The organism is Lactobacillus sp. YT155, from assembly GCF_030504545.1.
GTDB lineage: Bacteria > Bacillota > Bacilli > Lactobacillales > Lactobacillaceae > BQUT01.
This window is the reverse complement of record NZ_JAUKWP010000001.1, coordinates 82,810-107,337: the sequence shown is the minus strand read 5'-3', so window position 1 is coordinate 107,337 and position 24,528 is coordinate 82,810. Positions and strand designations below refer to the sequence as shown.

The following is a 24,528-nucleotide window of genomic DNA, read 5'->3' as shown; positions in this document are numbered from 1 at the left end:
ATGGCAAGTCAAAAGATTCGTATTCGTTTGAAAGCTTATGAACATCGCATTCTTGATCAGTCAGCTGACAAGATTGTAGAAACAGCAAAAAGAACTGGTGCCGAAATTTCAGGTCCAATTCCTTTGCCAACAGAACGTTCATTATATACAGTGATTCGTTCACCACATAAGCACAAAGATTCTCGTGAACAATTCGAAATGCGTACACATAAAAGACTTATCGACATCGTAAATCCATCAGAAAAGACAGTAGATTCTTTGATGAAATTAGATTTACCAAGTGGTGTGGATATTGAAATTAAACTTTAATAACAAAAATAAATTAACGGAGGTGTAGACATGGCCAGAAAAGGTATTCTCGGTAGAAAAGTTGGAATGACTCAAATCTTTACTGACAACGGTGAATTGATTCCCGTTACAGTTATTGAAGCAACTCCAAACGTAGTTATGCAACTCAAGACAGTCGAAAACGACGGTTACGATGCTGTACAACTTGGTTTTGAAGATTTGCGTGAAGTTTTAAGTAACAAACCAGCTAAAGGTCATGCTGAAAAATCTAAATCAACTCCTAAACGCTTCATTCGCGAATTCCGCGATGTAGATATGGGAAGTTTTGAATTAGGCGGCGAAGTAAAAGTTGATACTTTTGCTGAAAACGAAATCGTAGACGTAACTGGTATTACAAAGGGTCACGGTTTCCAAGGTAACATTAAAAAAGACGGTCAATCACGTGGACCTGAAACTCACGGTTCTCGTTATCACAGAATTCCCGGTTCAATGGGTGCTGTTATCAACCGTGTGTTCAAAGGTAAGAAATTGCCTGGACGTATGGGTAACAAGACTGTTACAACACAAAACTTATCAATTGCAAAAATTGATGTAGAAAAAAATGTAATTATGATCAAAGGTAACGTTCCTGGTGCTAAGAACTCACTTGTAAAAGTTCAATCAGGTATCAAAGCTTTGGCAGATACAAAAGAAAAATAGGAAAGGAGGAGCATAATGACTAAAGTTACATCATTCAAAGAAAATGGAACCAAAGGTTCAGCCGTTGAATTGAACAGTTCAATTTTTGATATTGAACCAAATGACAATGTCATCTTCGATGCAGTTGTCATGCAACGCGCATCAATGAGACAAGGTACTCATGCTGTTAAGAACCGTTCAGAAGTTCGCGGTGGTGGTAGAAAACCATGGCGCCAAAAAGGTACTGGTAGAGCTCGTCAAGGTTCAATCAGATCACCTCAATGGGTAGGTGGTGGAGTTGTCTTCGGTCCTACACCAAGATCATACTCATATCATATTCCTAGAAAAGTTAGTCGTTTAGCTTTGAAATCAGTTCTTTCACAAAAAGCTAAAGATGGAAACATCATCGTGATTGATTCAATCAATTACAAAGAACCAAAAACAAAAGTGTTTGCTCAATTACTAGACAAAGTTAAGTCAACAGGTAAGACATTAGTTGTTGTTGAAGAAGAAAACGAAAACGTTGCTTTATCAGCAAGAAACTTAGAAAAAGTAACCGTTGTTGCTTCTAGAAAAATTAATGTTTTAGATGTTATTAACAATGAAAAATTGGTAATTACAAAAGCTGCACTTTCAAATATTGAGGAGGTGCTTGGATAATGAATGCACGTGATATCATATTACGTCCTTTAGTAACAGAACAATCAATGGCTGTTATGGACGACAAGAAGTACACATTCGATGTTGCTGTTGACGTGAACAAAATCCAAGTACGTCAAGCAATCGAAGAAATCTTTGATGTAAAAGTCAAATCAGTAAATATCATGAACGTTAAAGGTCACAAGAAACGTGTTGGTAGATACGAAGGTATGACTAAAAAACGTCGTAAGGCTATTGTTACCCTTACAGATGACTCTAAAGAAATCAAAATTTTTGAAGACTAATAATTAAATAAGAAGGAGGAATTTTGTTATGGGTATTATTAAATACAAGCCAACTACAAACGGTCGTCGTAATATGACTGCTTTGGACTTCGAAGAGATTACAAAGACTAAACCAGAAAAAAGTTTAACTTCATCTCAAAGTCACACAGCTGGTCGTAACTCATACGGTCACATTACAGTTAGACACCGTGGTGGTGGACATAAACAAAAATACCGTATCATCGATTTCAAACGTATTAAAGATGATACAAAAGCAGTTGTTAAAGCAATTGAATATGATCCAAATAGAACAGCAAATATTGCCTTACTACATTATGAAGATGGTGTTAAATCATACATTTTAGCTCCTAAAGATCTTGCTGTTGGAACTGTTATTGAATCAGGTCCTGCATCAGATATTAAAGTAGGTAACGCATTACCACTTGAAAACATTCCAGTCGGTTCAATCATTCATAATATTGAAATGAAACCTGGAAAAGGTGGACAACTTGCTCGTTCAGCTGGTACATCAGCTCAAGTACTTGGTCGTGATGGTAAGTACACACAAGTTAGATTGTCATCAGGTGAAGTTAGATTAATTCTTTCTGCTTGCCGCGCAACAATCGGTGAAGTCGGAAATGAACAACATGAATTGATTAACATTGGTAAAGCTGGTCGTAAAAGATGGATGGGTATCCGCCCAACAGTTCGTGGTTCTGTAATGAACCCTAACGATCACCCTCACGGTGGTGGTGAAGGTAAAGCACCTATCGGTCGTCCATCTCCATTATCACCATGGGGTAAGAAGACTCTTGGTAAGAAAACACGATCATCACATGCCAAATCAGAGAAACTTATTATTCGTCATAGAAAAGGTAAATAATCTGATACTTGAATTTATTTTAAAGAAGGAGGCAACAAGATGACTCGTAGTCTTAAAAAAGGACCTTTCGTCGATGATTATTTGATGAAAAAAGTCCAAGCACAAGAAGATCAAGATAAAAAATCAGTAATTAAAACTTGGTCTCGTCGTTCAACAATTTTTCCTAATTTTGTAGGCGCAACTATTGCTGTACATGATGGAAGAAAGCATGTTCCAGTATTCATTCAAGAAGACATGGTTGGTCACAAGTTAGGTGAATTCGTTCCTACACGTACTTTCCACGGTCATGGAGCAGACGATAAAAAAACTAAGTAATAAAACTTACTAATTGAAGGGAGAATGTCAGATGGCTGAGCAAATTACTTCAGCAGTAGCAAAAGCTAAGACAGTTCGCATTGCCCCTCGTAAGCTTCGTCTTGTTATTGACCTTGTTCGTGGCAAGAACGTTGCAGAGGCTCTAGCAATTTTGCAATTCACACCTAACGCTGGTGCTCCAGTGGTTACAAAAGTTGTGAAGTCTGCAATTGCTAATGCAGAACATAATTTTGATTTAGATGCACAAAACTTATATATCAGTGAAGCATTCGTTGACGAAGGACCAACTTTAAAACGTTTCCGTCCTCGTGCTAAAGGATCAGCTTCACCAATTAACAAGAGAACATCACATATTACAGTGGTTGTTTCAGAAAAAGAATAGTATAGGAGGAAAACTAGTGGGTCAAAAAATTAATCCTATTGGATTTCGTGTTGGTGTTATCCGTGACTGGGATGCCAAATGGTATGCAGACAACAAAGATTTCGCCAATTATTTACACGAAGATCTAAGAATACGTAAATTTATTGAACAAAAATTAGCTGATGCTTCAGTTTCACGTATTGAAATTGAACGTGCAGCAAAACGTATTAATGTTTCAATCCATACTGCAAAACCAGGAATGGTTATTGGTAAGGGTGGAGCTGAAGTTGATAACTTGCGTAAGCAACTTAACAACTTAACTGGTAAGAATGTACACATTAATATCGTTGAAATTAAAAAACCTGATTTAGATGCAAAACTAGTTGGTGAAAGTATCGCTCGTCAACTTGAAGCTCGTATCGCTTTCCGTCGTGCACAAAGACAAGCTACACAACGTACTCGTCGTGCCGGTGCAAAAGGTATCAAAACACAAATTTCTGGTCGTTTAAACGGTGCAGATATGTCTCGTCGTGAATGGCATACAGAAGGAACTGTTCCATTGCATACCTTAAGAGCTGATATCGATTATGCTTGGGTTGAAGCAGCAACAACATACGGTAACTTAGGTGTTAAAACTTGGATTTATCGTGGTGAAGTGCTACCAACTAAAGCAAATGCAACTAAAGATAACAATCAGGATGCGAAAGGAGGGAAATAGCCAATGCTAGTGCCAAAACGTGTAAAACACCGTCGTGAATTTCGTGGAAAGATGCGTGGAGCTGCTAAAGGTGGAAAAGAATTAGCTTTTGGTAAGTATGGTCTACGTGCACTTGATTCACATTGGATTTCAAATAGACAAATTGAAGCTGCTCGTATTGCGATGACTCGTTATATGAAACGTGGTGGTAAAGTTTGGATCAAAATTTTCCCTCATAAATCATACACTGCAAAAGGTGTTGGAGTTCGTATGGGTAATGGTAAAGGTGCACCAGCAGGTTGGGTAGCTCCAGTAAAACGTGAAAAAATCATGTTTGAAATTGACGGGGTATCTGAAGAAGTAGCTCGTGAAGCTCTAAGACTTGCATCACACAAATTACCAGTTAGAACCAAATTCGTTAAACGCGAGGAAGTAGGTGGCGAATCTGATGAAAACTAAAGAAATTAAAGAATTAACCACTGCTCAAATGCTAGATAAAGAAAAGCAATATAAGGAAGAATTATTCAACCTTCGTTTCCAACAAGCAACTGGTCAGTTAGAAAATACTGCTAGATTGAAAAAAGTTAGAAAGAATATTGCTCGCATTAAAACAGTGTTACAACAAGCAGAAAGTAAATAATAAATAGGAAGGAGTACTAAACTTGAGCGAATTAAATGAAAGAAATCGTCGTAAAGTATATCAAGGTCGTGTAGTTTCTGATAAGAATGATCAAACTATCACTGTAGTTGTTGAAACTTACAAAACTCATCCTGTATACGGTAAACGTGTTAAATATTCAAAGAAGTATTATGCACAAGATGATAAGAATGAAGCAAAAGTTGGCGATATTGTTCGTATCATGGCAACTAGACCATTATCACGTACAAAGCGCTTCCGTTTATTAGAAATCGTTGAAAAAGCGGTTATTATTTAAAAACTTCTATAAAGTTTAAACGAGAGGAGGACCAACACAGTGATTCAACAAGAAAGTCGTTTGAAAGTTGCTGATAACTCAGGAGCTAGAGAAATTTTAACTATTAAAGTACTTGGTGGTTCAAACCGTAAGACAGCCAATATTGGTGATATTATTGTTGCAACTGTTAAACAAGCAACACCAGGTGGCGTTGTTAAAAAAGGTGATGTTGTCAAAGCTGTTATCGTCAGAACTGTTTCAGGTTCACATCGTCCAGATGGTTCATATATCAGATTTGATGAAAATGCGGCCGTTATTATTAACGCCGACAAGACACCTCGAGGCACTCGTATCTTTGGACCAGTAGCTCGTGAATTGCGTGACAATGATTTCATGAAGATCGTTTCATTGGCACCCGAAGTATTATAAAAAATAGTTTATGATCTACAGATTGAAAAGATTAAATAAGGAGGTGCTGATCTGTGTTTGTAAAAACTGGAGATAATGTCAAAGTGATTTCAGGAAGTGACAAAGGCAAAGAAGGAAAAGTCCTTAAAGTTCTTCCTAAGGCTAACAAAGTAGTTGTTGAAGGCGTAAATGTTGCAAAGAAACATCAAAAACCAACCAATGACGAACCAAATGGTGGCGTAATTGATGCTGAAATGCCAATCGCTGTTTCAAATGTTGCTTTAGCTAAAGCTAAAAAAGCAGCTGCTAAGAAGACTACAACTAAGTCAACAGCAGCAAAGAAACCAGCAGCTAAGAAGACAACCGCAAAGAAAGCTACAACTACAAAGAAAACAACAGCAGCAAAATCAACAACAAAGAAGGCTACAACAGCCAAGAAAACAACAACCAAATCAACTACTAAAAAAGATGATAAATAGTGGAAGAAAGGAGTCAATAAATGGTAAGTAACTTAAAGAAAAGATACGTTGAAGAAATTACTCCAGCTCTAGTTAAAAAATTTGACTACAGTTCAGTAATGCAAACACCTAAGATTGAAAAAATTGTTTTGAATATGGGTGTTGGTGATGCCGTATCAAATTCAAAAAACTTAGATGACGCTGTTGAAGAATTAACACTTATTGCAGGTCAAAAGCCAATCATTACCAAAGCTAAGAAATCAATCGCTGGTTTCCGTTTACGTGAAGGTATGTCAATTGGTGCTAAAGTTACTCTACGTGGTGAAAAAATGTATGATTTCTTGTACAAATTAATCAACATTGCTCTTCCTCGTGTGCGTGATTTTAGAGGTGTTAGCGAAAAATCATTTGATGGTCGTGGTAACTATACTTTAGGTATCAAGGAACAATTGATTTTCCCAGAAGTTGACTATGATATGATCAGCCGCATCCGTGGTTTAGATATCGTTATCGTTACAACAGCAAATACTGACGAAGAAGCAAAAGAATTGCTTTCAGAAATCGGTATGCCATTTGCTAAATAATAAAGGAGGTCAAATAATTGGCTAAGAAATCTCAAATTGCAAAGAACCATCGTCCAGCAAAGTATAAAGTTCAAGAATATACTCGTTGTGAACGCTGTGGTCGTCCACATTCTGTTTATCGCAAATTCAAACTTTGCCGTGTTTGCCTTCGCGAATTAGCTCACAAGGGCCAAATTCCTGGTATGAAGAAAGCTAGTTGGTAAAAATAAAATTAATTACAGGAGGTAAATAGAATGGTAATGACAGATCCTATTGCAGATTACCTAACTCGTATTCGTAACGCTAATATGGTTAGACATACATCTGTATCCGTTCCCGCTTCAAACATGAAGAAAAGCATTTCTGAAATTTTGAAACGTGAAGGTTTCATTAAAGATTACGAAGTTGTTGAAGACAACAAACAAGGTATGATCAACATCACACTTAAATTCGGTCAAGACAATCAACGTGTATTAACAGGTTTGAAACGTATCTCAAGACCAGGTCTAAGAAGTTACGTAAACTCTGAAGAAGTACCAAAGGTTCTTAACGGATTGGGAATTGCTATTATTTCTACTTCTGAAGGTGTTATCACCGATAAAGAAGCTCGCGCTAAGAAAATTGGTGGCGAAGTAATTGCATACGTTTGGTAAGAATAAGAATTAAAAAAGGAGGTCATAACTTTGAGTCGTATTGGATTAAAAACAATCGAAGTACCTGCAGAAGTAACTGTTACTAAAAAAGATAACACGATTACTGTTAAAGGTCCTAAGGGTGAATTATCAAGAGAATTCAGCCCAAAAATTAAATTTGTTCAAGAAGATAATGTAGTTAGATTTGAACGCGAAAGCGAAAATGATAAAGCATTACACGGAACAATGCGCGCAAACTTGAACAACATGGTTCAAGGTGTTGTGAATGGATTCGAAAAGAAACTTCAACTAATTGGTGTTGGTTACCGTGCACAACTTAAAGGTAGTCAATTAGAACTTAATGTTGGATATTCACATCCAGTATTAATGGATGCCCCAGAAGGTATCAAAATTGAAGTTCCTTCAAATACTGAAATTAATATTTCAGGTATCAGCAAACAAGTTGTTGGTCAATTTGCTGCTGAAATCAGAGACGTAAGACCACCAGAACCATATAAAGGTAAAGGTATTCGTTACGTTGATGAATATGTTCGTCGTAAAGAAGGTAAGACTGGTAAATAGTCTTCCAAATAATATGAGGTGAAAAAATGATTTCTAAACCAGATAAGAATAAGATACGTCAAAAACGTCATAAGCGTGTCCGTGGAAAAATCTCTGGTACTGCAAAGCGCCCTCGCTTAAATGTGTTCCGTTCGAACGCAAACATCTACGCTCAAGTGATTGATGACGTAGCGGGTGTAACGCTAGTTAGTGCCTCAAGTGTTGATAAAGAAATAAAAAGTGGTTCAAAAACTGAAATGGCTGCAGCTGTTGGTGAATTAGTTGCTAAACGTGCTAAAGCTAAGAAGATTGTTGATGTTGTTTTTGACCGTGGTGGTTACATCTATCATGGCCGTGTACAAGCATTGGCAGAAGCCGCTCGTGAAAATGGACTAAAATTTTAAGAAGGAGGATACCTAAGTATGACATTTATCGATCCAAATCAATTCGAATTAGAAGATCGTGTTGTTGCTATTAACAGAGTTACAAAAGTTGTTAAAGGTGGACGTCGTCTACGTTTTGCTGCTATTGTTGTTGTGGGAGACAAAAACGGTCATGTAGGTTTTGGTACTGGTAAAGCTCAAGAAGTTCCAGAAGCTATCAGAAAAGCAGTTGAAGATGCTAAAAAGAACTTGATTGAAGTACCAATGGTTGGTACAACCATTCCTCATGAAATAATCGGAAAATTCGGCGCTGGTGAAATTTTATTAAAACCTGCTGCTGAAGGTTCAGGAATTGCTGCTGGTGGTTCAGTTCGTTCAGTTGTTGAATTAGCTGGAATTGCTGATATTACAGGTCAAATGTTGCGTAGTAACACTCCAATTAATGTTATTCGTGCAACAATCGACGGTTTAAGTAGACTAAAAACAGCAGAAGGTGTTTCATCATTACGTGGTGTTGCAGCTCAAGATTTGCTTAACTAGAAAGGTGTGTCGTAAATAATGGCTAAATTAAAAATTACTCTTATTAGAAGTGCTGCACATCGTCTTCCAGCTCAACGCACAATCGTTAAAGAGCTAGGCTTGGGTCGCATTAACAGCTCAGTTGTTAAAAATGATGATCCAGCTACACGCGGAGCAATTGTGAAAATTGCGCATCTAGTAAATGTTGAAGAAGTTAAATAAATACAAATAAACAAGGAGGTACCTTTTCATGGAATTACATAATCTTAAACCAAGTACTGGTTCAAGAAGTTCTAGAAAACGTGTCGGCAGAGGTACTTCATCAGGTACAGGTAAAACTGCAGGTCGTGGACAAAAAGGTCAACTAGCAAGATCAGGTGGTAAAACACGTATTGGTTTTGAAGGTGGACAAATGCCTTTGTTCCGTCGTATGCCTAAACGCGGATTTAATAACATTAACCGCAAGGAATACGCTGTCGTTAACTTAAGTGATCTAGCTAAGTTTAAAGATGGTAGCGAAGTTTCTGTAGAAACATTAAAAGAAGCTGGTATCATCAAAAAAGAACTTTCTGGTGTTAAGTTACTTGCTAATGGTGAGGTTAAAGCTAAACTTACAGTTAAGGTTGCTAAGTGCTCAAGTGCTGCTCAAAAAGCAATTGAAGCTGCAGGTGGTTCTGTCGAGGTGATTTAATGTTTAAAACAATCAAGGCTGCATTAAAGGTCAAAGAAATAAGAAAGAAAATTTTCTTCACTTTGATGATTTTAGCTATATATAGATTGGGGTCATATATTGCCGTGCCTGGTGTTAACGCCGCTGCAATGAATAAAATCAGTGCAACCGGATTAGTACCTTTATTGGATACTGTTTCTGGTGGTGGCTTGGCTAACTACTCTATTTTCTCAATGGGGGTTTCACCATTCATTACTGCACAAATTGTTGTTCAATTATTGCAAATGGATATTGTTCCTCGTTTTGTTGAATGGAGTAAGCAAGGTGAAGTTGGTCGTCGTAAATTGAACCAAGTTACTCGTTATCTAACGATTGCACTTGGATTCGTTCAATCGATCGGTATCACCGCTGGTTTTAACGCCTTAAGTGGTATGGGATTAGTTAAGAAACCAAGTATTGCAACATTTTTGACTATTGGTTTGATTTTAACTGGTGGAACCATGCTACTAACCTGGATGGGTGAGCAAATCACCGATAAAGGTTTAGGTAATGGTGTTTCAATGATTATCTTTGCGGGTATCATTGCTCGATTACCTAACGGAATGTATGAGCTATATAAAGAACTAATAATGAGTGCTTCAAAATCAGACTTAGTAAAAGAAGGTGCAATTTTTGCAGGTATTCTATTACTAATTTTGATAGTCACAGTATTCGTTACTTATGTTCAGCAAGCAGTCAGAAGAATCCCAATTCAGTACACAAGACGTGCAACTTCAGGCGGAAGCGAGAGTTTCTTACCTTTAAAAGTTAACGTTGCGGGTGTTATCCCAGTTATCTTTGCAAGTTCATTTATCGTTACACCACAAACAATCTTGGTTGCATTCCAAGCTAGTCATGGTGATGATAATTGGTATCAGGTATTAAGTAATATCTTTAACATGCAAACAACAACGGGAGCTCTTCTATACACCCTATTGATTATTTTATTCACTTTCTTCTATGCATTCGTTCAAGTTAATCCCGAAAAACTTGCTGAAAATCTTCAAAAACAAGGTGCTTACATCCCTGGTATTTGGCCAGGAAATGGAACAATCAAATTTGTTTCAGGTATCTTAATGAGACTTTCAACAGTCGGGGCATTATTCTTAGGACTTGTTGCATTGCTACCTCAATTAGCATCTAATATCTTTGGATTACCTCAATCAATTGGATTGGGTGGAACAAGTTTATTGATTGTTATCGGGGTTGCATTAGAAAGCGATCGTCAACTTAAAGGATTATTGATGAAACGTGAATACGTTGGTTTTATTAGATAATATAAAATTAAGTTGGGAGAATTAAATATGAATTTAATACTTATGGGCTTGCCAGGTGCTGGTAAAGGTACTCAAGCCGAAACAATTGTTGAACAATATCATGTTGTTCATATCTCTACTGGAGATATGTTCAGAGAAGCTATGGCTCAACAAACTGAAATTGGTATTAAAGTTAAATCGATTATGGATCAAGGGAATTTAGTTTCAGATGATGTAACTTCTGCCCTTGTGAAAGAAAGATTAGCAAAAGAAGATGTTCAAAAATCAGGTTACATGCTTGACGGTTTTCCAAGAACAATTGCTCAAGCAGAGGCACTAGACGAAATTGCTTCAGAATTAAATGAACCAATTTCAGGTGTCTTATATATCGATGTACCAGTTGAAAAATTGGTAGAGAGATTATCAGGACGTTTCATTTGTAAGAATTGTGGAGCTACATATCATAAGGTCTTCCACTTACCAAAGGTAGAAGGAACTTGTGATGTCTGTGGTGCTCATGAATTCTATCAAAGAGATGATGATAAACCTGAGGCTGTAAAAAATAGATTAGATGTAAATATTAAAATGAATACTCCATTGATTGATTTTTATGAAAATAAAGGTCTGCTACATAAAATTAATGGAGATCAAGATATCGAAGATGTATATAAAGATGTACAATCAGTAATCAAGGACTTCTAGAACTTGATAAATTTACTTTTTGTCAAATTAGTGATATTATTTTTCGGTATATGTAGTTATAGTTATTACCTTACAAATTCGAGGAGGGTTGAAGTTTGGCCAAAGACGATGTTATTGAGATCGAAGGTACAGTTGTAGAAAATTTACCTAAGGCAATGTTTAAAGTAAAACTGGAAAATGACGCTGAAATTCTAGCGCATGTTTCCGGCAAGATTAGAATGCACTATATTAAGATTTTGCCTGGTGACAAAGTGACTGTAGAACTATCACCATACGATTTAAGTAAGGGACGTATCACTTATAGATATAGATAAAGTTAGTTTTATGTTTTTTAAAATAATGGAGGTTCACAGAATATGAAAGTAAGACCATCTGTAAAACCAATGTGTGAACACTGCAAAGTTATCAAACGCAAAGGTCGCGTAATGGTAATTTGTTCAGCAGATCCAAAACACAAACAAAGACAAGGTTAATAATTAAACAAGGAGGATACCTCAATGGCTCGTATAGCAGGTGTTGATTTGCCACGTGATAAGAGAATTGTTGTGGCACTTACATATGTATTTGGTGTTGGTAATTCAACAGCAATTAAAGTCTTAAAAGCCGCCGGAGTTTCTGAAGATGTCAGAACACGTGATTTAACTCCCGACCAAGAAGACAAGATCAGAGCTGAGATTGACAAGTTCCCTGTAGAAGGTGACTTACGTCGTTCAGTAAGCATGGATATCAAGAGACTACAAGAAATCGGTTCATACCGTGGAATTCGCCATCGTCGTGGATTACCAGTTCGTGGTCAAAACACAAAAAACAATGCACGTACTCGCAAAGGTAAAAAAGTTACTATTGCAGGTAAGAAGAAAGACTAATAAGGAGGTAAATTCATGGCAGTAAACAAAAGTCGTAAACGTCGTGTAAAGAAACATATTGAATCTGGCGTTGCTCACATTCATTCAACATTTAATAATACATTAGTAATGATTACTGACGTTAATGGTAATGCTGTTGCATGGTCATCAGCAGGTGCCTTAGGATTTAAAGGTAGTCGTAAGTCTACTCCTTTCGCCGCACAAATGGCCGGTGAAACAGCAGCCAAAGAAGCAATGGAACACGGTATGAAAACCGTAGAAGTTTCTGTTAAAGGTCCAGGTTCTGGACGTGAAGCAGCAATCCGTTCTTTACAAGCTACAGGTCTTGACGTTACAGCAATTCGCGATGTTACACCAGTTCCTCATAATGGTTCTCGTCCACCAAAACGTCGTCGTGTATAGTAAGTTCTTTGAAACTAACGCAATTAGATGAAAGGGGCGAAGCTGAATGATTGAATTCGAAAAGCCAAGTATCATAAAAGTTGAAGAAACAAATGATTACGGTAAGTATGTAATTGAGCCTTTAGAAAGAGGTTACGGTACTACTTTAGGTAACTCATTGAGACGTGTTTTACTAGCTTCTCTACCTGGTACAGCAGTTACTGATGTACGAATTGATGGAGTTCTTCATGAATTTTCAACAGTTGAAGGTGTCGTAGAAGACGTAACACAAATTATCTTAAATATTAAGAAACTTTCTTTGAAGCTACATGGCGAAGAAAAGAAAGTTGAAATCAATGTTAAAGGCCCAGCTACTGTAACAGCAGCTGATATTATTAGTGATGACGATTTAGAGATTCTAGATCCAGAACAATATATCTGTACTGTTGCCAAAGGCGGCGAAGTTAACATGCAAATGACAGTTAAAACTGGTCGTGGATACACTCCAGCTGATCAAAACAAGACTGATGCAACACCAATCGGCGTTTTGCCAATTGATTCAATTTTCACTCCTGTTTCAAAAGTTAATTATCAAGTTGAAAGTGCTCGTGTTGGTAAGAGAAGTGATTTCGACAAATTAACTCTAGATGTTTGGACAAATGGATCAATCAACCCCAAAGAAGCAATTAGTTTAGCAGCTAAGGTATTAACTGAACACTTAAACAGTTTCGTTAACCTAACTGAAGAAGCTAAAAATGCTGACATGATGGTTGAAAAAGAAGAGACCCAAAAAGAAAAGAAACTTGAAATGACTATTGAAGAACTTGATTTATCAGTTCGTTCATATAATTGTCTCAAGAGAGCAGGTATTAATACTGTTCAAGAACTTACTGATAAGAGCGAAGCTGATATGATGAAGGTTCGTAATCTAGGACGTAAGTCATTAGAAGAAGTTAAAGTTAAATTAAACAATCTAGGTTTATCACTTAGACAAGATGACTAATAGGTAAGGAGGACGTTTTTATGGGTTACCGTAAACTAGGACGTGCAACAGATCAAAGACTAGCAATGTTACGTGACTTGACAACAGATTTAATCATCAACGAACGTATTGTTACAACTGAAACTCGTGCTAAAGAAGTTCGTCGTACAGCTGAAAAGATGATCACCCTTGGTAAAAAAGGTACTGACAATCTACAAGCAAGAAGACAAGCTGCTAAGTTTTTAAGAAACGAAGTTGCTAACATTACTGAAGAAGATGATGCAGTTGTTGTTCAATCTGCTCTTCAAAAACTATTTAGTGATATCGCACCAAGATACAAAGATAGAAACGGTGGATACACAAGAATTATGAAGACAGCTCCACGTCGTGGAGATGCTGCACCAATGGCAATAATTGAATTAGTTTAATTATTACATCAATCTATTTAAAATCAGTCATTCGTGATTTTAGTGAGTGTTATGATGTTGGAAGTTTTTCCAAGTCTAGCTCTAAGATCCTTTGTAACAAAAGGACACTAACTTCATCGAATGATTTTTTTATGCAAAAAAAGAGTGTGAGAAAGTTTGTGAGCAATTGAGTAGTAATGATAATTCAAATTTCTATATTAGGAGATTTTCTTGACTTTAAATTCAGGTTTATATAATGTTATATATTAGTCTTATTTAATTTGCTTGTAAGGAGAATATATTATGGTTATCGAAACTAATCGTCTAATATTACGCGAATGGAAAAGTAACGAGGAAAATGATTTAGACAAAATTCTTGGCGACAGTCGTGTAATGTATGCTTACAATCAACCGTTTAATGAAAAAGAGATAAGAGAATGGTTACATTGGAACTTGAATTCCTATAAAGAAAATGGTTATGGCCTATGGGCAATAGAAAGAAAATATGATAATAAAATAATCGGTGAATGCGGAATTACTGATCAGACAATCAATGGAGTTGTATACGCTGAAATTGGATATCACCTTATGTTTGACTATTGGCACCAAGGATATGCCATTGAGGCTGCACAGGCTACAAAAAAAGCTGCCTTTGAAATCTTTAAAAAAACCGAAGTTGTATCAATTGTTCGAGACACTAATATTTCCTCAATGAATGTTGCAATAAAAAATGGCATGACCATAAAAGAAAGATTCACAAAGATTTATTCAGGAACAAACATTCCTCATTATTTATTTATGAAACGTTATACAGAATAGTTTATCCATATTTTTATATTCGGGATGAGCAAATTTCGATTGCATTTAAAAATACCAAATATGTTATGATATTGGTAATTGAATAACTGGGGTGCTGATTATAGCTGAGATTATACCCATTGAACCTGAGACAGTTAATGCTGATACGGGGAGATAATTAGGTATGTTTCTTAAAAGCTCCTTCGATTTTGAAGGGGCTTTTACTCTGGTGGAATTGGGATAAAATATGGCAACGCCAATCATTGAAATCAACAACTTAAATTATCAATACGAAGAAAATACGCAACTGGCATTGTCAGATGTTTCTTTGCAGATTATGAAGAATTCATGGACAGCAATTGTTGGTCAAAACGGTAGTGGTAAAAGTACATTGGCCAAGTTGTTGAATGGGATTCTCCAAGCAGAACATGGCACTATTAAAGTTGATGATGAAGTCTTAACTCCAGAGACAGTTTGGAATATTCGTAAGAAAATGGGAATTGTTTTTCAAAATCCAGATAATCAATTTGTTGGAGCTACGGTAGAAGATGACGTTGCTTTTGGATTAGAGAATCAAAGTATGGACCCTGGACAAATGCGAGTTAAAGTTAAAGAAGCACTTGCTAAGGTCAATATGTCAGATTTTTTAACACGTGATCCGCAGAGTTTGTCTGGTGGACAAAAACAACGTGTGGCAATCGCTGGAGTAATTGCGTTAGAACCAGAAATTATTATTCTGGATGAAGCTACTAGCATGTTAGATCCAAGCGGCCGATTAGAAATTATTCAAACCATTCAACAATTAAAAGAAGAATTAAACCTAACAGTTTTATCAATTACTCATGATGTTGATGAAGTGACATTAGCTGATGATGTGGTGGTGTTGACTAATGGTGAATTATTGGATCAAGACACTCCAGAAAAAGTATTTACTAACCAAGCTTTATTAACTAAGGCAGGATTAGAGTTACCATTCATTCGAGAGGTTCAACAGAGGTTGATTGAACACGGAGTGAAGATTAGTGATAATTGGCGAAACGAAAAGGAATTGGTGGACGAACTTTGGCAATATCATTTGAAAAAGTAAATTATATTTATCAACCCAATACACCAATGGAAAGTATCGGGCTTAAGGATATTAATGTTACGATTAAAGACCATAGTTACACAGCGTTGATTGGACACACTGGTAGTGGCAAGTCGACGTTTGTTCAACATGTTAATGCTTTGCTTAAACCAAGTGCTGGCAAAGTAATTGTTGATGACAGAGTGATTGAACCAACAACTAACAATAAGAACTTAAAACCGCTACGTCAAAAAGTTGGGATGGTTTTTCAGTTTCCTGAGAGTCAATTGTTTGAAGAAACAGTCGAAAAAGATATTATGTTTGGACCAATGAATTTTGGGGTTGAAGAAGAACAAGCTAAGCAAATGGCAAGAACTGCCTTGAAACAAGTTGGTTTAAGTGAAGAATTTCTAGAGAAATCACCGTTTGATTTGTCTGGTGGACAGATGCGCCGTGTGGCAATTGCTGGCGTCTTGGCAAGTAATCCTGACATTCTGATATTAGATGAACCCACTGCTGGACTAGATCCTAAGGGACGTCTAGAAATGATGACGATGTTTAATCAGCTTCATCAAGATGGTAAAACCATTATTCTTGTAACTCATCAAATGGAAGATGTGGCAAATTATGCCGACGATGTGGTTGTCTTTAATCATGGAGAAGTTGCTAAACAAGGAACTCCTGCCGAAATCTTTGCTGATGAACAATGGGTACTTGATAATAATCTCGAACTTCCTAGAAGTTCAGAATTGATGAATCGCTTAAAGAATAAGGGCTTAAAAGCCGATGAAAATCCTTTAGTAATTGATGATTTAGTAAATGCAATAGACAAAAATATATAAGAGGAATGATTTTTTGAATAAGTTAATTGTTGGTAGATATATTCCAGGTAACTCAATTATTCATAACTTAGATCCCCGTGCGAAATTCATTGGGACATTTTATTTTATTGGAATCATTTTTTTGGCAAATAGTTGGTACACATACTTGCCTTTATTTTTGTTTGTTCTATTTGCTTTGAAACTTTCCAATGTACCGATGTCGTTCTTCTTCAAGGGATTAAGGCCTCTGATGTGGTTAATCTTATTTACTGTGATACTACAAGTTTTCTTCACGCCAGGAGAGCAAATATTTTGGCAGTGGTGGATTTTTTCGTTATCGTGGCAAAGTATAATTAATGGAACTTATATCTTTGTTAGATTCGTGTTAATTGTCTTTTTCTCGACATTACTAACCTTGACCACAACGCCAGTGGAACTTTCTGATGCGATTGAAGCAGTGATGAAACCTTTGAAAGTAGTGAGATTTCCAGTTACTCAAGTTGCCTTGATGTTGTCAATTGCACTACGATTTGTACCACAATTAATGGATCAAACCACTAAAATTATGAATGCTCAACGTGCACGTGGAGTTGATTTTGGTACTGGCTCAATTATGAAACGAATTAAGAGCTTCATTCCGTTACTAATTCCGTTATTTGTTAGTAGCTTCTCAATTGCCTATGATTTATCGATAGCCATGGAGTCACGTGGGTATCAAGGTGGCGAGAATCGAACGAAATATCGTGAATTAATTTGGCAGCGAAACGATACATTGATGGTGGTAACATTTGTACTGATTACTTTGTTACTAGCATATTTAAGGTTTGGAATTTAAGATGACAAATTACAAGTTAACAATGAAATATGATGGAACCAAATTCCATGGTTATCAAAGACAAAATGAATTGCGAACAGTTCAAGGTGTAGTCGAAGCGGCTTTGTTAAAAATGACTAAGGGACAAGTAGTTGATATTGTTGGTTCTGGTCGCACAGATGCTGGTGTTCATGCCTTGGGACAAGTTATTAACTTCGAGTACCCGGGGGAGATTCCTGCAGGAAATATGCTTCGAGCTTTGAATAGCTTAATGCCACTTGATATTTTATTTCTTGATTGTGAGATTGTTGATGCTGAGTTTCACGCACGATTTTCTACAACAGGAAAGAGATATTTATATCGCACGGCCTTAGGCAAATATACCGATCCATTCAAGCGAAACTACACCGGGCATTATCCTTATAAGCTAGATATTGAAAAAATTGAAGTGGCTATTAATGATCTAATTGGCACGCACGATTTCACTAGTTTTGCTGCTAGTGATGGAGTTGTGAAAGATAAAGTGAGAACGATTTATGAAGCTACGGTGGAATTTGATGAGACTAATAATGAATTAATCTTTGAGTTCTATGGAGATGGTTTCTTATACAATATGGTGCGAATTATGGTGGCCGTGTTATTAGAGATTGGAAACGGCAAAAGGGATGTCCATGACATCTTGAGATTGTTTGAAGTTAAAGATCGACAAGAAGCACGATTAACCGCTCCAGCTAGTGGTTTATATTTGAAAAAAGTTTACTATTAATGGGCAGAAATGTCCTGATTTATATTGACTTTGAGGGCAAATCCAAGTATTATGAACTTTGGTATTGTTTGCCCCACGATAAGCCCCGGAAACTTATTGAGTGTCAAACATGTGAAATGATAATGGAGGAATTTATTGTGCGTACAACACCTTTTGCTAAAGCAGGCGAAGTTGAACGTAAATGGTATGTAGTTGATGCTACTGATGTTGCATTAGGACGTCTATCAACTGTTGTGGCTTCAATCCTACGTGGAAAGAACAAACCACAATTCACACCAAACGTAGATACAGGTGATAACGTGATTGTTATCAACGCCGAAAAAATTAAATTAACTGGTAAAAAAGAATCAGACAAAATTTATTACCGCCACAGTGACTACCCTGGTGGATTAAAAATGGTTACAGCCGGTGAATTAAAACAAAACAAACCAACCAGACTAATTGAAAATTCAATTAAAGGGATGCTTCCTAAGAACTCATTAGGACATAGCCAATTTATGAAACTTCATGTATATGCTGGTCCAGAACATGAACAACAAGCACAAAAACCAGAACTATTGGATATCAATAAACTAATCTAAGGGAGGAAATAATTTTGGCAGAACAAGCAGTATATGCTGGAACAGGTCGTCGTAAAAACTCTGTAGCCCGTGTACGTTTAGTACCAGGTAACGGCGCAATCACAATCAACAAACGTGATGTTAAAGACTACATCCCTTTTGATAGTTTGATTGCAGATATGGTTCAACCACTAGAAGCAACAGAAACTAAAGGAAGCTACGATGTTTTAGTTAACGTTAATGGTGGTGGATTTACAGGACAAGCAGGAGCTATCAGACATGGTATCTCTCGTGCACTACTAGAAGTAGATCCTGATTTCCGTGGAGTTTTGAAACGTGCTGGATTCTTAACACGTGACCCACGTATGAAGGAAAGAAAGAAACCAGGTCTTAAGAAAGCTCGTAAAGCATCACAATTCTCAAAACGTTAATATATGTTTATATATCAGTATTTTGGAACACTTCACAAACAGCCTTGTGAAGTGTTTTTTTGTGGAGCTGACACTACTTTGACATCTATTCAATTATCGAATAGATGAACCAAAGATATACAAAATACTCTCATATAATTATAGTAAATAAAATTTAGAAAAATATATATCAAAGATTTATTTTTAATAGACCATCGTAATATCAATAAAATTACTTGTTGGTAGTATAGAATGCACTAATGATATAATTAAGTTAATTTACAAATACAGGGGGATATACATTGAACAATTTAAAAGAATTATTTCCTGAGTTCTATCGTGATGAATTGAAAAGTGATGATCTTAGTAAAGATGTTGATAATATTATAGTTTTGGACACCAATTTTTTACTTGATGTAATTCAACTACCTACAGAAGTTGCTAAAAATTACATAAAAGCGTTAGTGAAAGCAAAAGATAGTATTTATATACCTTATTTAGTTGCACTTGAATTTAACTTTAACAAAAGTCCCATCAAACGTAGAAGAGAAATGAATATTGAAAAATATAAAATGGGAATAGATAATTCTTTTGACAAGATAAAGCAAAGTATTGAAAATACTTCCCTAATAAATATAAATAATGATAAAGATAAATTTTATGAGAACATGGTATCAGAAATAGAAGCGGATAGAGCTAAATTAAATCAAACTATTGATGAAAAAATAAAATCTACAATTACTAATGAAGAGAGTTCAATATATGACGATTTAATAGAAGTTATTAGCGATAGAGTTGGCGATCCTTATACCCAAGAGTGGATAGATGAAGTTGAAAAAGATGGTGATGAGCGATACAGCAAAGGATTACCACCAGGATATAATGATTCAGGAAAAGAAGATGGAGATAATGATGTAAGGACTTATGGAAATATTTGCTATCATACAAAATATGGTGACTTAATAATCTGGAAAGATATTATTAGATTTGCGAAAGATAATTCTCAATATCATGGAAAAAAAGTAATATATGTTACGGATGATGGTAAATCTAGCAAAAAAAATGATTTGTTATTTAAGGTTGGCAACAAAACGGTTGGTCCCAAAATTCATTTATTAAATGAAATGAATAAAGAGGCTGATAAAGAACTATACGTACTTTCGAATTTGAGGTTTATTAGACTTATTAATGCACTGACGGAAAAAGAATTCAGAGAAATGGAGGAATTGTCTCAACTATATGAGAATCTTAATATTAGAGACTTAAACCGAAATAAGAAAATTAATAAACTGATTCATGAATATGATGAAATGGGGAAATTAAGTGAAGATTCATTGAGTGAATTACGTCATAGGGAAAAAGAGATATCGGTTAAAAGAAGAATAAACTTAAGAGAAATAAAAATGATAGAGAATCGTCTTAATCATATGACACTTGATGAAGAAGATGAATTGAGTAATAAAAATGAGATTAAATTTTTGAATAATGAAATCAGAAGACTATATAACGAAAATGAAGCACTAGATATGGAACTTCATCATAATAAATTTAGTAAAATAATTGATGAATTTGATTTTTCTGGTTTTGATACTAACGATGATAAATAAAAGAATATGTAAAAATAATGTTAATGGACCAGTTGATTTCGGCTGGCATATTTTATGAAATTGACACCATTCATTTAAAATGTATTGAAATCCATTCAAACTATAGTGTAGTTAAAAATTGAAAAAGACTAATATAAGCGTTTTGACATCTATTCAATTATCGAATAAATGAACCAGGTCTTAGGAAAGCTCGTAAAGCATCACAATTCTCAAAACGTTAATCAACAGATTACAATTTGGAATATACAAAAACACACCCAATCCAGTGGGTGTATTTTTTATTTAATCAATATTTACTACAAGACGAATTTAGAAATGTTGTCCCGCTAAATATCTTCCTTATTAACTTTTCTGATGCTCATATAAACTACAATACATCCGATTGCTGCAAGATTTGATAATAATATTATATTTGTTGAGAAATCAGTAGTAGTTCCGATTTGCCCGTTGAGTAGTAATCCTATCACGATAGAAGTAACAATTGTCGCTACGCTTGATTTCATTTTTAATCCTACCAATAGAGAAATCATACTTGTTGCAATCGTACATATCATAAGGAAAACTGATGATAGCATGAATTCTATAAATTGATTGAGATTAATTGTTCCGGAGACCATCTGGTATGTATTATTGAAGTAACTGATGAATCCCATAACGACTAAATAAGATACAAACATTGTCAAAAAACTTATTAGTATAATTAATACTAGTTTGCTCATTAGAATTTTTTTCTTAGGAATTGGATATAAGAATAAATTCAGAATTGTTCCAGTTTCGTATTCTTTGACTATCATGTTTGCAATTAAAATACCTGTGAATATAGTAAACACTAATCGTAGTAATACTGATCCACTCGCCAAAAAATCTAGAGGTGTTCGATAAATGACTTCTACTTCTTCAATCATATATGCAGGAGAAATTACAAGAAAGAGAATTGTTAGTGACGCAATGAATATTCCTAGCAAATATTTCCAGAGTGATATTTTTTTGAGTTCCAAACTTAATAATTGAATCATATTTTTGCCCCCTCGTTGATTAATTTAACAAAGTATTCTTCTAAACTACCGGTCTTTTCTTCTATTGATAGTAATCCTATATCATTAGAAATAAACACTTCCATGATTTGTTTTTGAGAAACTGTATCGTCATAGATGCGAATACTTTTATCGTCAATCACCTTGAAATTTTCAATTTCCAATTTTGAGTCAATAGCTTGCACGGCTTTTTTTACATTGGATACGGTTAACTCAATATATTTTTTCGATTCATTTTTTATTTCTTGAGTGGTCATTTCTCTAACAATTCGTCCATTTTGAATGAATCCAATGACATCACACATCATTTCAATTTCAGAGATAATATGACTAGAAATAAATATTGTTGTTCCTAATTCTCGATTAATTTGAATTAATAACTCTCGAATTTCTTTGATCCCAAAAGGATCCAGTCCATTGATTGGTTCATCCAAAACAAGTAATTCTGGCTCGGAAATCAAGGCTCTTGCGATTGCAAGTCGCTGCTTCATTCCTAGAGATAGATTTTTAACTTTTTTATCTCTTGCTTCATACATCTTGACCAATTTTAATTTTTGATCAATTTTTTCAAGGTCATATATTCCTAAATAATTACAATGAAGTGCTAAATTTTCTTTAACCGTTAATTTATTATAGAAAACCGGATTTTCGATGATACTTCCTATTTGGTTTAAATATTCGTAAGACTTAGAAATAATTGATTCGTTCATCACTTCAATTGTTCCTTTATTAGGTTGAAGTAGATTTAAAAGAACTTTCATCAGAGTTGTTTTTCCAGCCCCATTCGGACCTAAAAATCCATAAATTGTTCCTTTTTGAACTTCCAAGTTTATTTCATCCAGAATTGTTTGATTATTCCTGACACAGGTTATATCTGTCAGTTTAAATATTGTTGTCATAAAAGGCTCCTCCTTTACCATATTCCAATCATATCGAATAACTGAGTTTGTTTATGACATGTTTCTTACTTTTCTCTGAAACGTTTCTTTCATAATTAATTATCTAAATATAATGGGAATTCCAGAGTAAATGAGGTGCGAGCATGAGGTTTACTATATAAAGAAATTTTTCCGTTTAACTCCTCAGTTAATTTCTTGGTAATGGCGAGACCCAAACCACTACCACCGTAGTTTTTATCGGAGGCATCTTCTAAGGTGGATAAGCGTTCAAAAATTTTCTTTTGGTTCTCTTCTTGGATTCCTTTTCCATTATCCGTTATTTCAATAAATACTCGTTTTTCGGATATCCAAGATTTTACCGACAAATACTTACCATCTTGTCCATATTGGATGGCGTTACTTATCAGATTTCCATAAATACGAGTTAAAGCCTGTTTATCACCTAAAATAGTGGTTTTTTCTTTTGAAATATCAATTTCTAAATTAATATTTGCTTTTTCAACATCTAGGTAATGACTTAGAACTTCTTCTCTTAGAATTTCAGAAGCGTCAATTGGTTTTTCATCAAGTTTCATTTCGTCTGCATTTAACTTATTCAAGTCAAAATAACCATTAATCACTTTAACCAGTTTTTTGGATTGCCACTCAATCTTGTTCAAACTTTGAATTAGTTCTTCTTGGCTAACATCTTCAATATTTTCTTTTGTGACTTCTGTATATCCTAATATTACTGTCAATGGAGTCTTCAAATCATGTGATAAGTTAGTTACCGTATTTTTCATTCCTTGTCTAATACGTTGGTTAATTCTGTCCATTTCTCTGTGTTTATCAACAAAAGAATTAATTTCTATAAGAAGATGTTGAATTGATCTTTGATTTGAAATTTCTGTAATTGGTTGATTATAATTAGCTGAATTTTTAGAAATGCTTTGGCAGATTTTTTCAATTGTATTATTCAGGCTTTTATATTTATAAAAAAAGTATAGTGCTAAAACAGCTAAGATCATGATTAGAATAATTAACATTACGCATCATCTCCTAACTTATAACCTATTCCCCAAATGGTAATAATATATTTAGGGTTTGATGGATCATCTTCAATTTTCTTTCTTAATCTTCGCATAGTTACATTTAATACATTGTCGTCATTCAAAAATTCGTCATCCCACACTTCTTTATATATCTGAAATTTTGTAAAAATCTTTTTGGGGTTCTTAATGAAAAATTGCAATAGTTTATATTCTTTGTTGGTTAATTGAATTCTTTCTCCGCTTTTTAAGATGGCATATTCTTCAGGTAATAAAGTGAAATCAAATATCTTGTTGTCAATCAACTTCTTTTCGGGAATATTATATTCACTATAGCGCCTGAGAATTGACTTCACTCTTGCTAACAGCTCATAAACAGAAAAAGGCTTTACTAAGTAATCATCCGCACCATTTTCAAGCCCAACAATTTTATCAAATTCTGTATCTTTCGCAGAAATTATCAAAATAGGGACAGTGCTTTCTTTCCTGACTTCTTGTATGATCGAGATTCCATCTCTATTTGGTAACATTAAGTCAATAATGACCAAGTCCAACTCCGCATCTTCTTGCAAGAGATTCAGTGCCTTTAAACCGTCACTTTCAAAAACAACTTCATATTCTTGTTTGTTAAGTTCTTTCACTATGAGTTGTTGAATATCTTTATCATCTTCTATTATTGCGACTTTATATTTTTTATCCATAAATAGGCACGCTCCGATTTAGTCAGTTGATGTTTTCAGTGAATCATCATCGTAAGTAAAAAATATGAATTTTCATATTACTTTAATTATAACAAAACAAAAAGACATCCATTTGGATGTCTTTTTTCATAGGGTATT

41 protein-coding genes and 1 riboswitch are annotated in these 24,528 nt (G+C 35.1%); of the genes, 37 read left to right on the top strand and 4 right to left on the bottom strand.

Features of this window, described 5'->3' with window-relative positions:
- The 37 genes from rpsJ to Q2T76_RS00475 all read left to right on the top strand — a co-directional run bounded on the left by rpsJ (nt 1) and on the right by Q2T76_RS00475 (nt 20,728).
- Nucleotides 1-309, top strand: a complete 309-nt coding sequence (gene rpsJ, locus Q2T76_RS00655) for a 30S ribosomal protein S10 (RefSeq protein WP_302083137.1) — start codon at nt 1-3, stop codon at nt 307-309.
- Nucleotides 310-339: 30 nt separating this feature from the next.
- The gene (rplC, locus tag Q2T76_RS00650) at nt 340-987 is read left to right on the top strand and encodes a 50S ribosomal protein L3 (protein WP_302083135.1); all 648 of its coding nucleotides are present in this window, start codon (nt 340-342) and stop codon (nt 985-987) included.
- Between the two features lie 15 nt (nt 988-1,002).
- On the top strand, nt 1,003-1,626 hold the full coding sequence (gene rplD / locus Q2T76_RS00645) for a 50S ribosomal protein L4 (protein ID WP_302083133.1): 624 nt from the start codon (nt 1,003-1,005) through the stop codon (nt 1,624-1,626).
- Nucleotides 1,626-1,910, top strand: a complete 285-nt coding sequence (gene rplW, locus Q2T76_RS00640) for a 50S ribosomal protein L23 (RefSeq protein ID WP_302083131.1) — start codon at nt 1,626-1,628, stop codon at nt 1,908-1,910. Before rplD ends, rplW begins: the two co-directional genes overlap by 1 nt.
- 28 nt (nt 1,911-1,938) lie before the next feature.
- Complete coding sequence (gene rplB, locus Q2T76_RS00635) at nt 1,939-2,772, top strand: 50S ribosomal protein L2 (RefSeq protein ID WP_302083129.1); 834 nt, start codon at nt 1,939-1,941, stop codon at nt 2,770-2,772.
- A 39-nt stretch (nt 2,773-2,811) separates the two neighbouring features.
- Complete coding sequence (gene rpsS, locus Q2T76_RS00630; RefSeq protein ID WP_302083127.1) at nt 2,812-3,087, top strand: 30S ribosomal protein S19; 276 nt, start codon at nt 2,812-2,814, stop codon at nt 3,085-3,087.
- 31 nt (nt 3,088-3,118) lie between these two features.
- The gene (gene rplV, locus Q2T76_RS00625; RefSeq protein ID WP_302083125.1) at nt 3,119-3,469 is read left to right on the top strand and encodes a 50S ribosomal protein L22; all 351 of its coding nucleotides are present in this window, start codon (nt 3,119-3,121) and stop codon (nt 3,467-3,469) included.
- Nucleotides 3,470-3,485: 16 nt separating this feature from the next.
- Complete coding sequence (gene rpsC / locus Q2T76_RS00620; RefSeq protein WP_302083122.1) at nt 3,486-4,166, top strand: 30S ribosomal protein S3; 681 nt, start codon at nt 3,486-3,488, stop codon at nt 4,164-4,166.
- Nucleotides 4,167-4,169: 3 nt separating this feature from the next.
- On the top strand, nt 4,170-4,604 hold the full coding sequence (rplP, locus tag Q2T76_RS00615) for a 50S ribosomal protein L16 (RefSeq protein WP_302083120.1): 435 nt from the start codon (nt 4,170-4,172) through the stop codon (nt 4,602-4,604).
- A complete protein-coding gene (gene rpmC, locus Q2T76_RS00610) occupies nt 4,594-4,785 on the top strand; it encodes a 50S ribosomal protein L29 (RefSeq protein WP_302083118.1) in 192 nt (63 codons plus the stop codon). Before rplP ends, rpmC begins: the two co-directional genes overlap by 11 nt.
- 22 nt (nt 4,786-4,807) lie before the next feature.
- Complete coding sequence (gene rpsQ / locus Q2T76_RS00605; protein WP_302083116.1) at nt 4,808-5,080, top strand: 30S ribosomal protein S17; 273 nt, start codon at nt 4,808-4,810, stop codon at nt 5,078-5,080.
- A 39-nt stretch (nt 5,081-5,119) separates the two neighbouring features.
- Complete coding sequence (rplN, locus tag Q2T76_RS00600) at nt 5,120-5,488, top strand: 50S ribosomal protein L14 (protein ID WP_302083114.1); 369 nt, start codon at nt 5,120-5,122, stop codon at nt 5,486-5,488.
- Nucleotides 5,489-5,541: 53 nt separating this feature from the next.
- Nucleotides 5,542-5,946: a 50S ribosomal protein L24 gene (rplX, locus tag Q2T76_RS00595; protein ID WP_302083112.1), complete on the top strand. Its 405-nt coding sequence runs from the start codon at nt 5,542-5,544 to the stop codon at nt 5,944-5,946.
- A 20-nt stretch (nt 5,947-5,966) separates the two neighbouring features.
- Complete coding sequence (rplE, locus tag Q2T76_RS00590; RefSeq protein ID WP_302083111.1) at nt 5,967-6,509, top strand: 50S ribosomal protein L5; 543 nt, start codon at nt 5,967-5,969, stop codon at nt 6,507-6,509.
- Between the two features lie 17 nt (nt 6,510-6,526).
- Nucleotides 6,527-6,712 carry a type Z 30S ribosomal protein S14 gene (locus Q2T76_RS00585; protein WP_302083109.1) on the top strand — a complete coding sequence of 62 codons (186 nt, stop codon included), beginning with the start codon at nt 6,527-6,529 and terminating at the stop codon, nt 6,710-6,712.
- 30 nt (nt 6,713-6,742) lie between these two features.
- Nucleotides 6,743-7,141 (top strand): 30S ribosomal protein S8, encoded by a 399-nt coding sequence (rpsH, locus tag Q2T76_RS00580; protein WP_302083107.1) that lies wholly within the window; start codon nt 6,743-6,745, stop codon nt 7,139-7,141.
- A 30-nt stretch (nt 7,142-7,171) separates the two neighbouring features.
- Nucleotides 7,172-7,702, top strand: a complete 531-nt coding sequence (rplF, locus tag Q2T76_RS00575) for a 50S ribosomal protein L6 (RefSeq protein WP_302083106.1) — start codon at nt 7,172-7,174, stop codon at nt 7,700-7,702.
- A gap of 26 nt (nt 7,703-7,728) precedes the next feature.
- Nucleotides 7,729-8,085, top strand: a complete 357-nt coding sequence (gene rplR / locus Q2T76_RS00570) for a 50S ribosomal protein L18 (RefSeq protein WP_302083104.1) — start codon at nt 7,729-7,731, stop codon at nt 8,083-8,085.
- 18 nt (nt 8,086-8,103) lie between these two features.
- Nucleotides 8,104-8,604 carry a 30S ribosomal protein S5 gene (gene rpsE, locus Q2T76_RS00565; protein WP_302083102.1) on the top strand — a complete coding sequence of 167 codons (501 nt, stop codon included), beginning with the start codon at nt 8,104-8,106 and terminating at the stop codon, nt 8,602-8,604.
- 18 nt (nt 8,605-8,622) lie between these two features.
- Nucleotides 8,623-8,805 carry a 50S ribosomal protein L30 gene (gene rpmD / locus Q2T76_RS00560; RefSeq protein ID WP_302083098.1) on the top strand — a complete coding sequence of 61 codons (183 nt, stop codon included), beginning with the start codon at nt 8,623-8,625 and terminating at the stop codon, nt 8,803-8,805.
- Between the two features lie 28 nt (nt 8,806-8,833).
- The gene (gene rplO, locus Q2T76_RS00555) at nt 8,834-9,274 is read left to right on the top strand and encodes a 50S ribosomal protein L15 (RefSeq protein WP_302083095.1); all 441 of its coding nucleotides are present in this window, start codon (nt 8,834-8,836) and stop codon (nt 9,272-9,274) included.
- On the top strand, nt 9,274-10,569 hold the full coding sequence (secY, locus tag Q2T76_RS00550; protein WP_302083093.1) for a preprotein translocase subunit SecY: 1,296 nt from the start codon (nt 9,274-9,276) through the stop codon (nt 10,567-10,569). The genes rplO and secY overlap by 1 nt, the downstream gene beginning before the upstream one ends.
- A gap of 27 nt (nt 10,570-10,596) precedes the next feature.
- Nucleotides 10,597-11,250, top strand: a complete 654-nt coding sequence (locus Q2T76_RS00545; RefSeq protein ID WP_302083091.1) for an adenylate kinase — start codon at nt 10,597-10,599, stop codon at nt 11,248-11,250.
- Nucleotides 11,251-11,345: 95 nt separating this feature from the next.
- Nucleotides 11,346-11,564, top strand: a complete 219-nt coding sequence (gene infA / locus Q2T76_RS00540; RefSeq protein WP_302083089.1) for a translation initiation factor IF-1 — start codon at nt 11,346-11,348, stop codon at nt 11,562-11,564.
- 42 nt (nt 11,565-11,606) lie between these two features.
- Complete coding sequence (rpmJ, locus tag Q2T76_RS00535) at nt 11,607-11,723, top strand: 50S ribosomal protein L36 (protein ID WP_046315631.1); 117 nt, start codon at nt 11,607-11,609, stop codon at nt 11,721-11,723.
- Between the two features lie 24 nt (nt 11,724-11,747).
- A complete protein-coding gene (gene rpsM, locus Q2T76_RS00530; protein WP_302083083.1) occupies nt 11,748-12,116 on the top strand; it encodes a 30S ribosomal protein S13 in 369 nt (122 codons plus the stop codon).
- Between the two features lie 15 nt (nt 12,117-12,131).
- Nucleotides 12,132-12,518, top strand: a complete 387-nt coding sequence (gene rpsK, locus Q2T76_RS00525; protein WP_302083081.1) for a 30S ribosomal protein S11 — start codon at nt 12,132-12,134, stop codon at nt 12,516-12,518.
- Nucleotides 12,519-12,564: 46 nt separating this feature from the next.
- A complete protein-coding gene (locus Q2T76_RS00520) occupies nt 12,565-13,500 on the top strand; it encodes a DNA-directed RNA polymerase subunit alpha (RefSeq protein ID WP_302083079.1) in 936 nt (311 codons plus the stop codon).
- A 20-nt stretch (nt 13,501-13,520) separates the two neighbouring features.
- Nucleotides 13,521-13,907, top strand: a complete 387-nt coding sequence (rplQ, locus tag Q2T76_RS00515) for a 50S ribosomal protein L17 (RefSeq protein ID WP_302083077.1) — start codon at nt 13,521-13,523, stop codon at nt 13,905-13,907.
- Between the two features lie 282 nt (nt 13,908-14,189).
- Nucleotides 14,190-14,705: a GNAT family N-acetyltransferase gene (locus tag Q2T76_RS00510; RefSeq protein ID WP_302083075.1), complete on the top strand. Its 516-nt coding sequence runs from the start codon at nt 14,190-14,192 to the stop codon at nt 14,703-14,705.
- A gap of 77 nt (nt 14,706-14,782) precedes the next feature.
- Nucleotides 14,783-14,874: riboswitch (TPP riboswitch) on the top strand.
- A gap of 57 nt (nt 14,875-14,931) precedes the next feature.
- The gene (locus Q2T76_RS00505) at nt 14,932-15,771 is read left to right on the top strand and encodes an energy-coupling factor ABC transporter ATP-binding protein (RefSeq protein ID WP_302083073.1); all 840 of its coding nucleotides are present in this window, start codon (nt 14,932-14,934) and stop codon (nt 15,769-15,771) included.
- Complete coding sequence (locus tag Q2T76_RS00500; protein WP_302083072.1) at nt 15,747-16,592, top strand: energy-coupling factor ABC transporter ATP-binding protein; 846 nt, start codon at nt 15,747-15,749, stop codon at nt 16,590-16,592. The genes Q2T76_RS00505 and Q2T76_RS00500 overlap by 25 nt, the downstream gene beginning before the upstream one ends.
- Nucleotides 16,593-16,605: 13 nt before the next feature.
- Nucleotides 16,606-17,406 carry an energy-coupling factor transporter transmembrane protein EcfT gene (locus Q2T76_RS00495; RefSeq protein ID WP_302083070.1) on the top strand — a complete coding sequence of 267 codons (801 nt, stop codon included), beginning with the start codon at nt 16,606-16,608 and terminating at the stop codon, nt 17,404-17,406.
- A 1-nt stretch (nt 17,407) separates the two neighbouring features.
- Nucleotides 17,408-18,151: a tRNA pseudouridine(38-40) synthase TruA gene (gene truA, locus Q2T76_RS00490; protein WP_302083068.1), complete on the top strand. Its 744-nt coding sequence runs from the start codon at nt 17,408-17,410 to the stop codon at nt 18,149-18,151.
- A 137-nt stretch (nt 18,152-18,288) separates the two neighbouring features.
- Nucleotides 18,289-18,732, top strand: coding sequence for a 50S ribosomal protein L13 (gene rplM, locus Q2T76_RS00485; RefSeq protein WP_302083067.1), 444 nt, complete (start codon nt 18,289-18,291; stop codon nt 18,730-18,732).
- A 14-nt stretch (nt 18,733-18,746) separates the two neighbouring features.
- Complete coding sequence (gene rpsI, locus Q2T76_RS00480; protein ID WP_302083065.1) at nt 18,747-19,142, top strand: 30S ribosomal protein S9; 396 nt, start codon at nt 18,747-18,749, stop codon at nt 19,140-19,142.
- Nucleotides 19,143-19,423: 281 nt separating this feature from the next.
- Nucleotides 19,424-20,728 (top strand): PIN-like domain-containing protein, encoded by a 1,305-nt coding sequence (locus Q2T76_RS00475; protein ID WP_302083063.1) that lies wholly within the window; start codon nt 19,424-19,426, stop codon nt 20,726-20,728.
- A 326-nt stretch (nt 20,729-21,054) separates the two neighbouring features.
- Here Q2T76_RS00475 and Q2T76_RS00470 read toward each other — a convergent pair whose 3' ends face one another.
- The 4 genes from Q2T76_RS00470 to Q2T76_RS00455 all read right to left on the bottom strand — a co-directional run bounded on the left by Q2T76_RS00470 (nt 21,055) and on the right by Q2T76_RS00455 (nt 24,390).
- The gene (locus Q2T76_RS00470) at nt 21,055-21,744 is read right to left on the bottom strand and encodes an ABC transporter permease (protein WP_302083061.1); all 690 of its coding nucleotides are present in this window, start codon (nt 21,742-21,744) and stop codon (nt 21,055-21,057) included.
- Nucleotides 21,741-22,661, bottom strand: coding sequence for an ABC transporter ATP-binding protein (locus Q2T76_RS00465; protein ID WP_302083059.1), 921 nt, complete (start codon nt 22,659-22,661; stop codon nt 21,741-21,743). The genes Q2T76_RS00470 and Q2T76_RS00465 overlap by 4 nt, the downstream gene beginning before the upstream one ends.
- A 95-nt stretch (nt 22,662-22,756) precedes the next feature.
- On the bottom strand, nt 22,757-23,686 hold the full coding sequence (locus Q2T76_RS00460) for a HAMP domain-containing sensor histidine kinase (protein ID WP_302083057.1): 930 nt from the start codon (nt 23,684-23,686) through the stop codon (nt 22,757-22,759).
- Nucleotides 23,686-24,390, bottom strand: coding sequence for a response regulator transcription factor (locus Q2T76_RS00455; protein WP_302083056.1), 705 nt, complete (start codon nt 24,388-24,390; stop codon nt 23,686-23,688). Before Q2T76_RS00455 ends, Q2T76_RS00460 begins: the two co-directional genes overlap by 1 nt.
- Nucleotides 24,391-24,528: the final 138 nt, after the last annotated feature.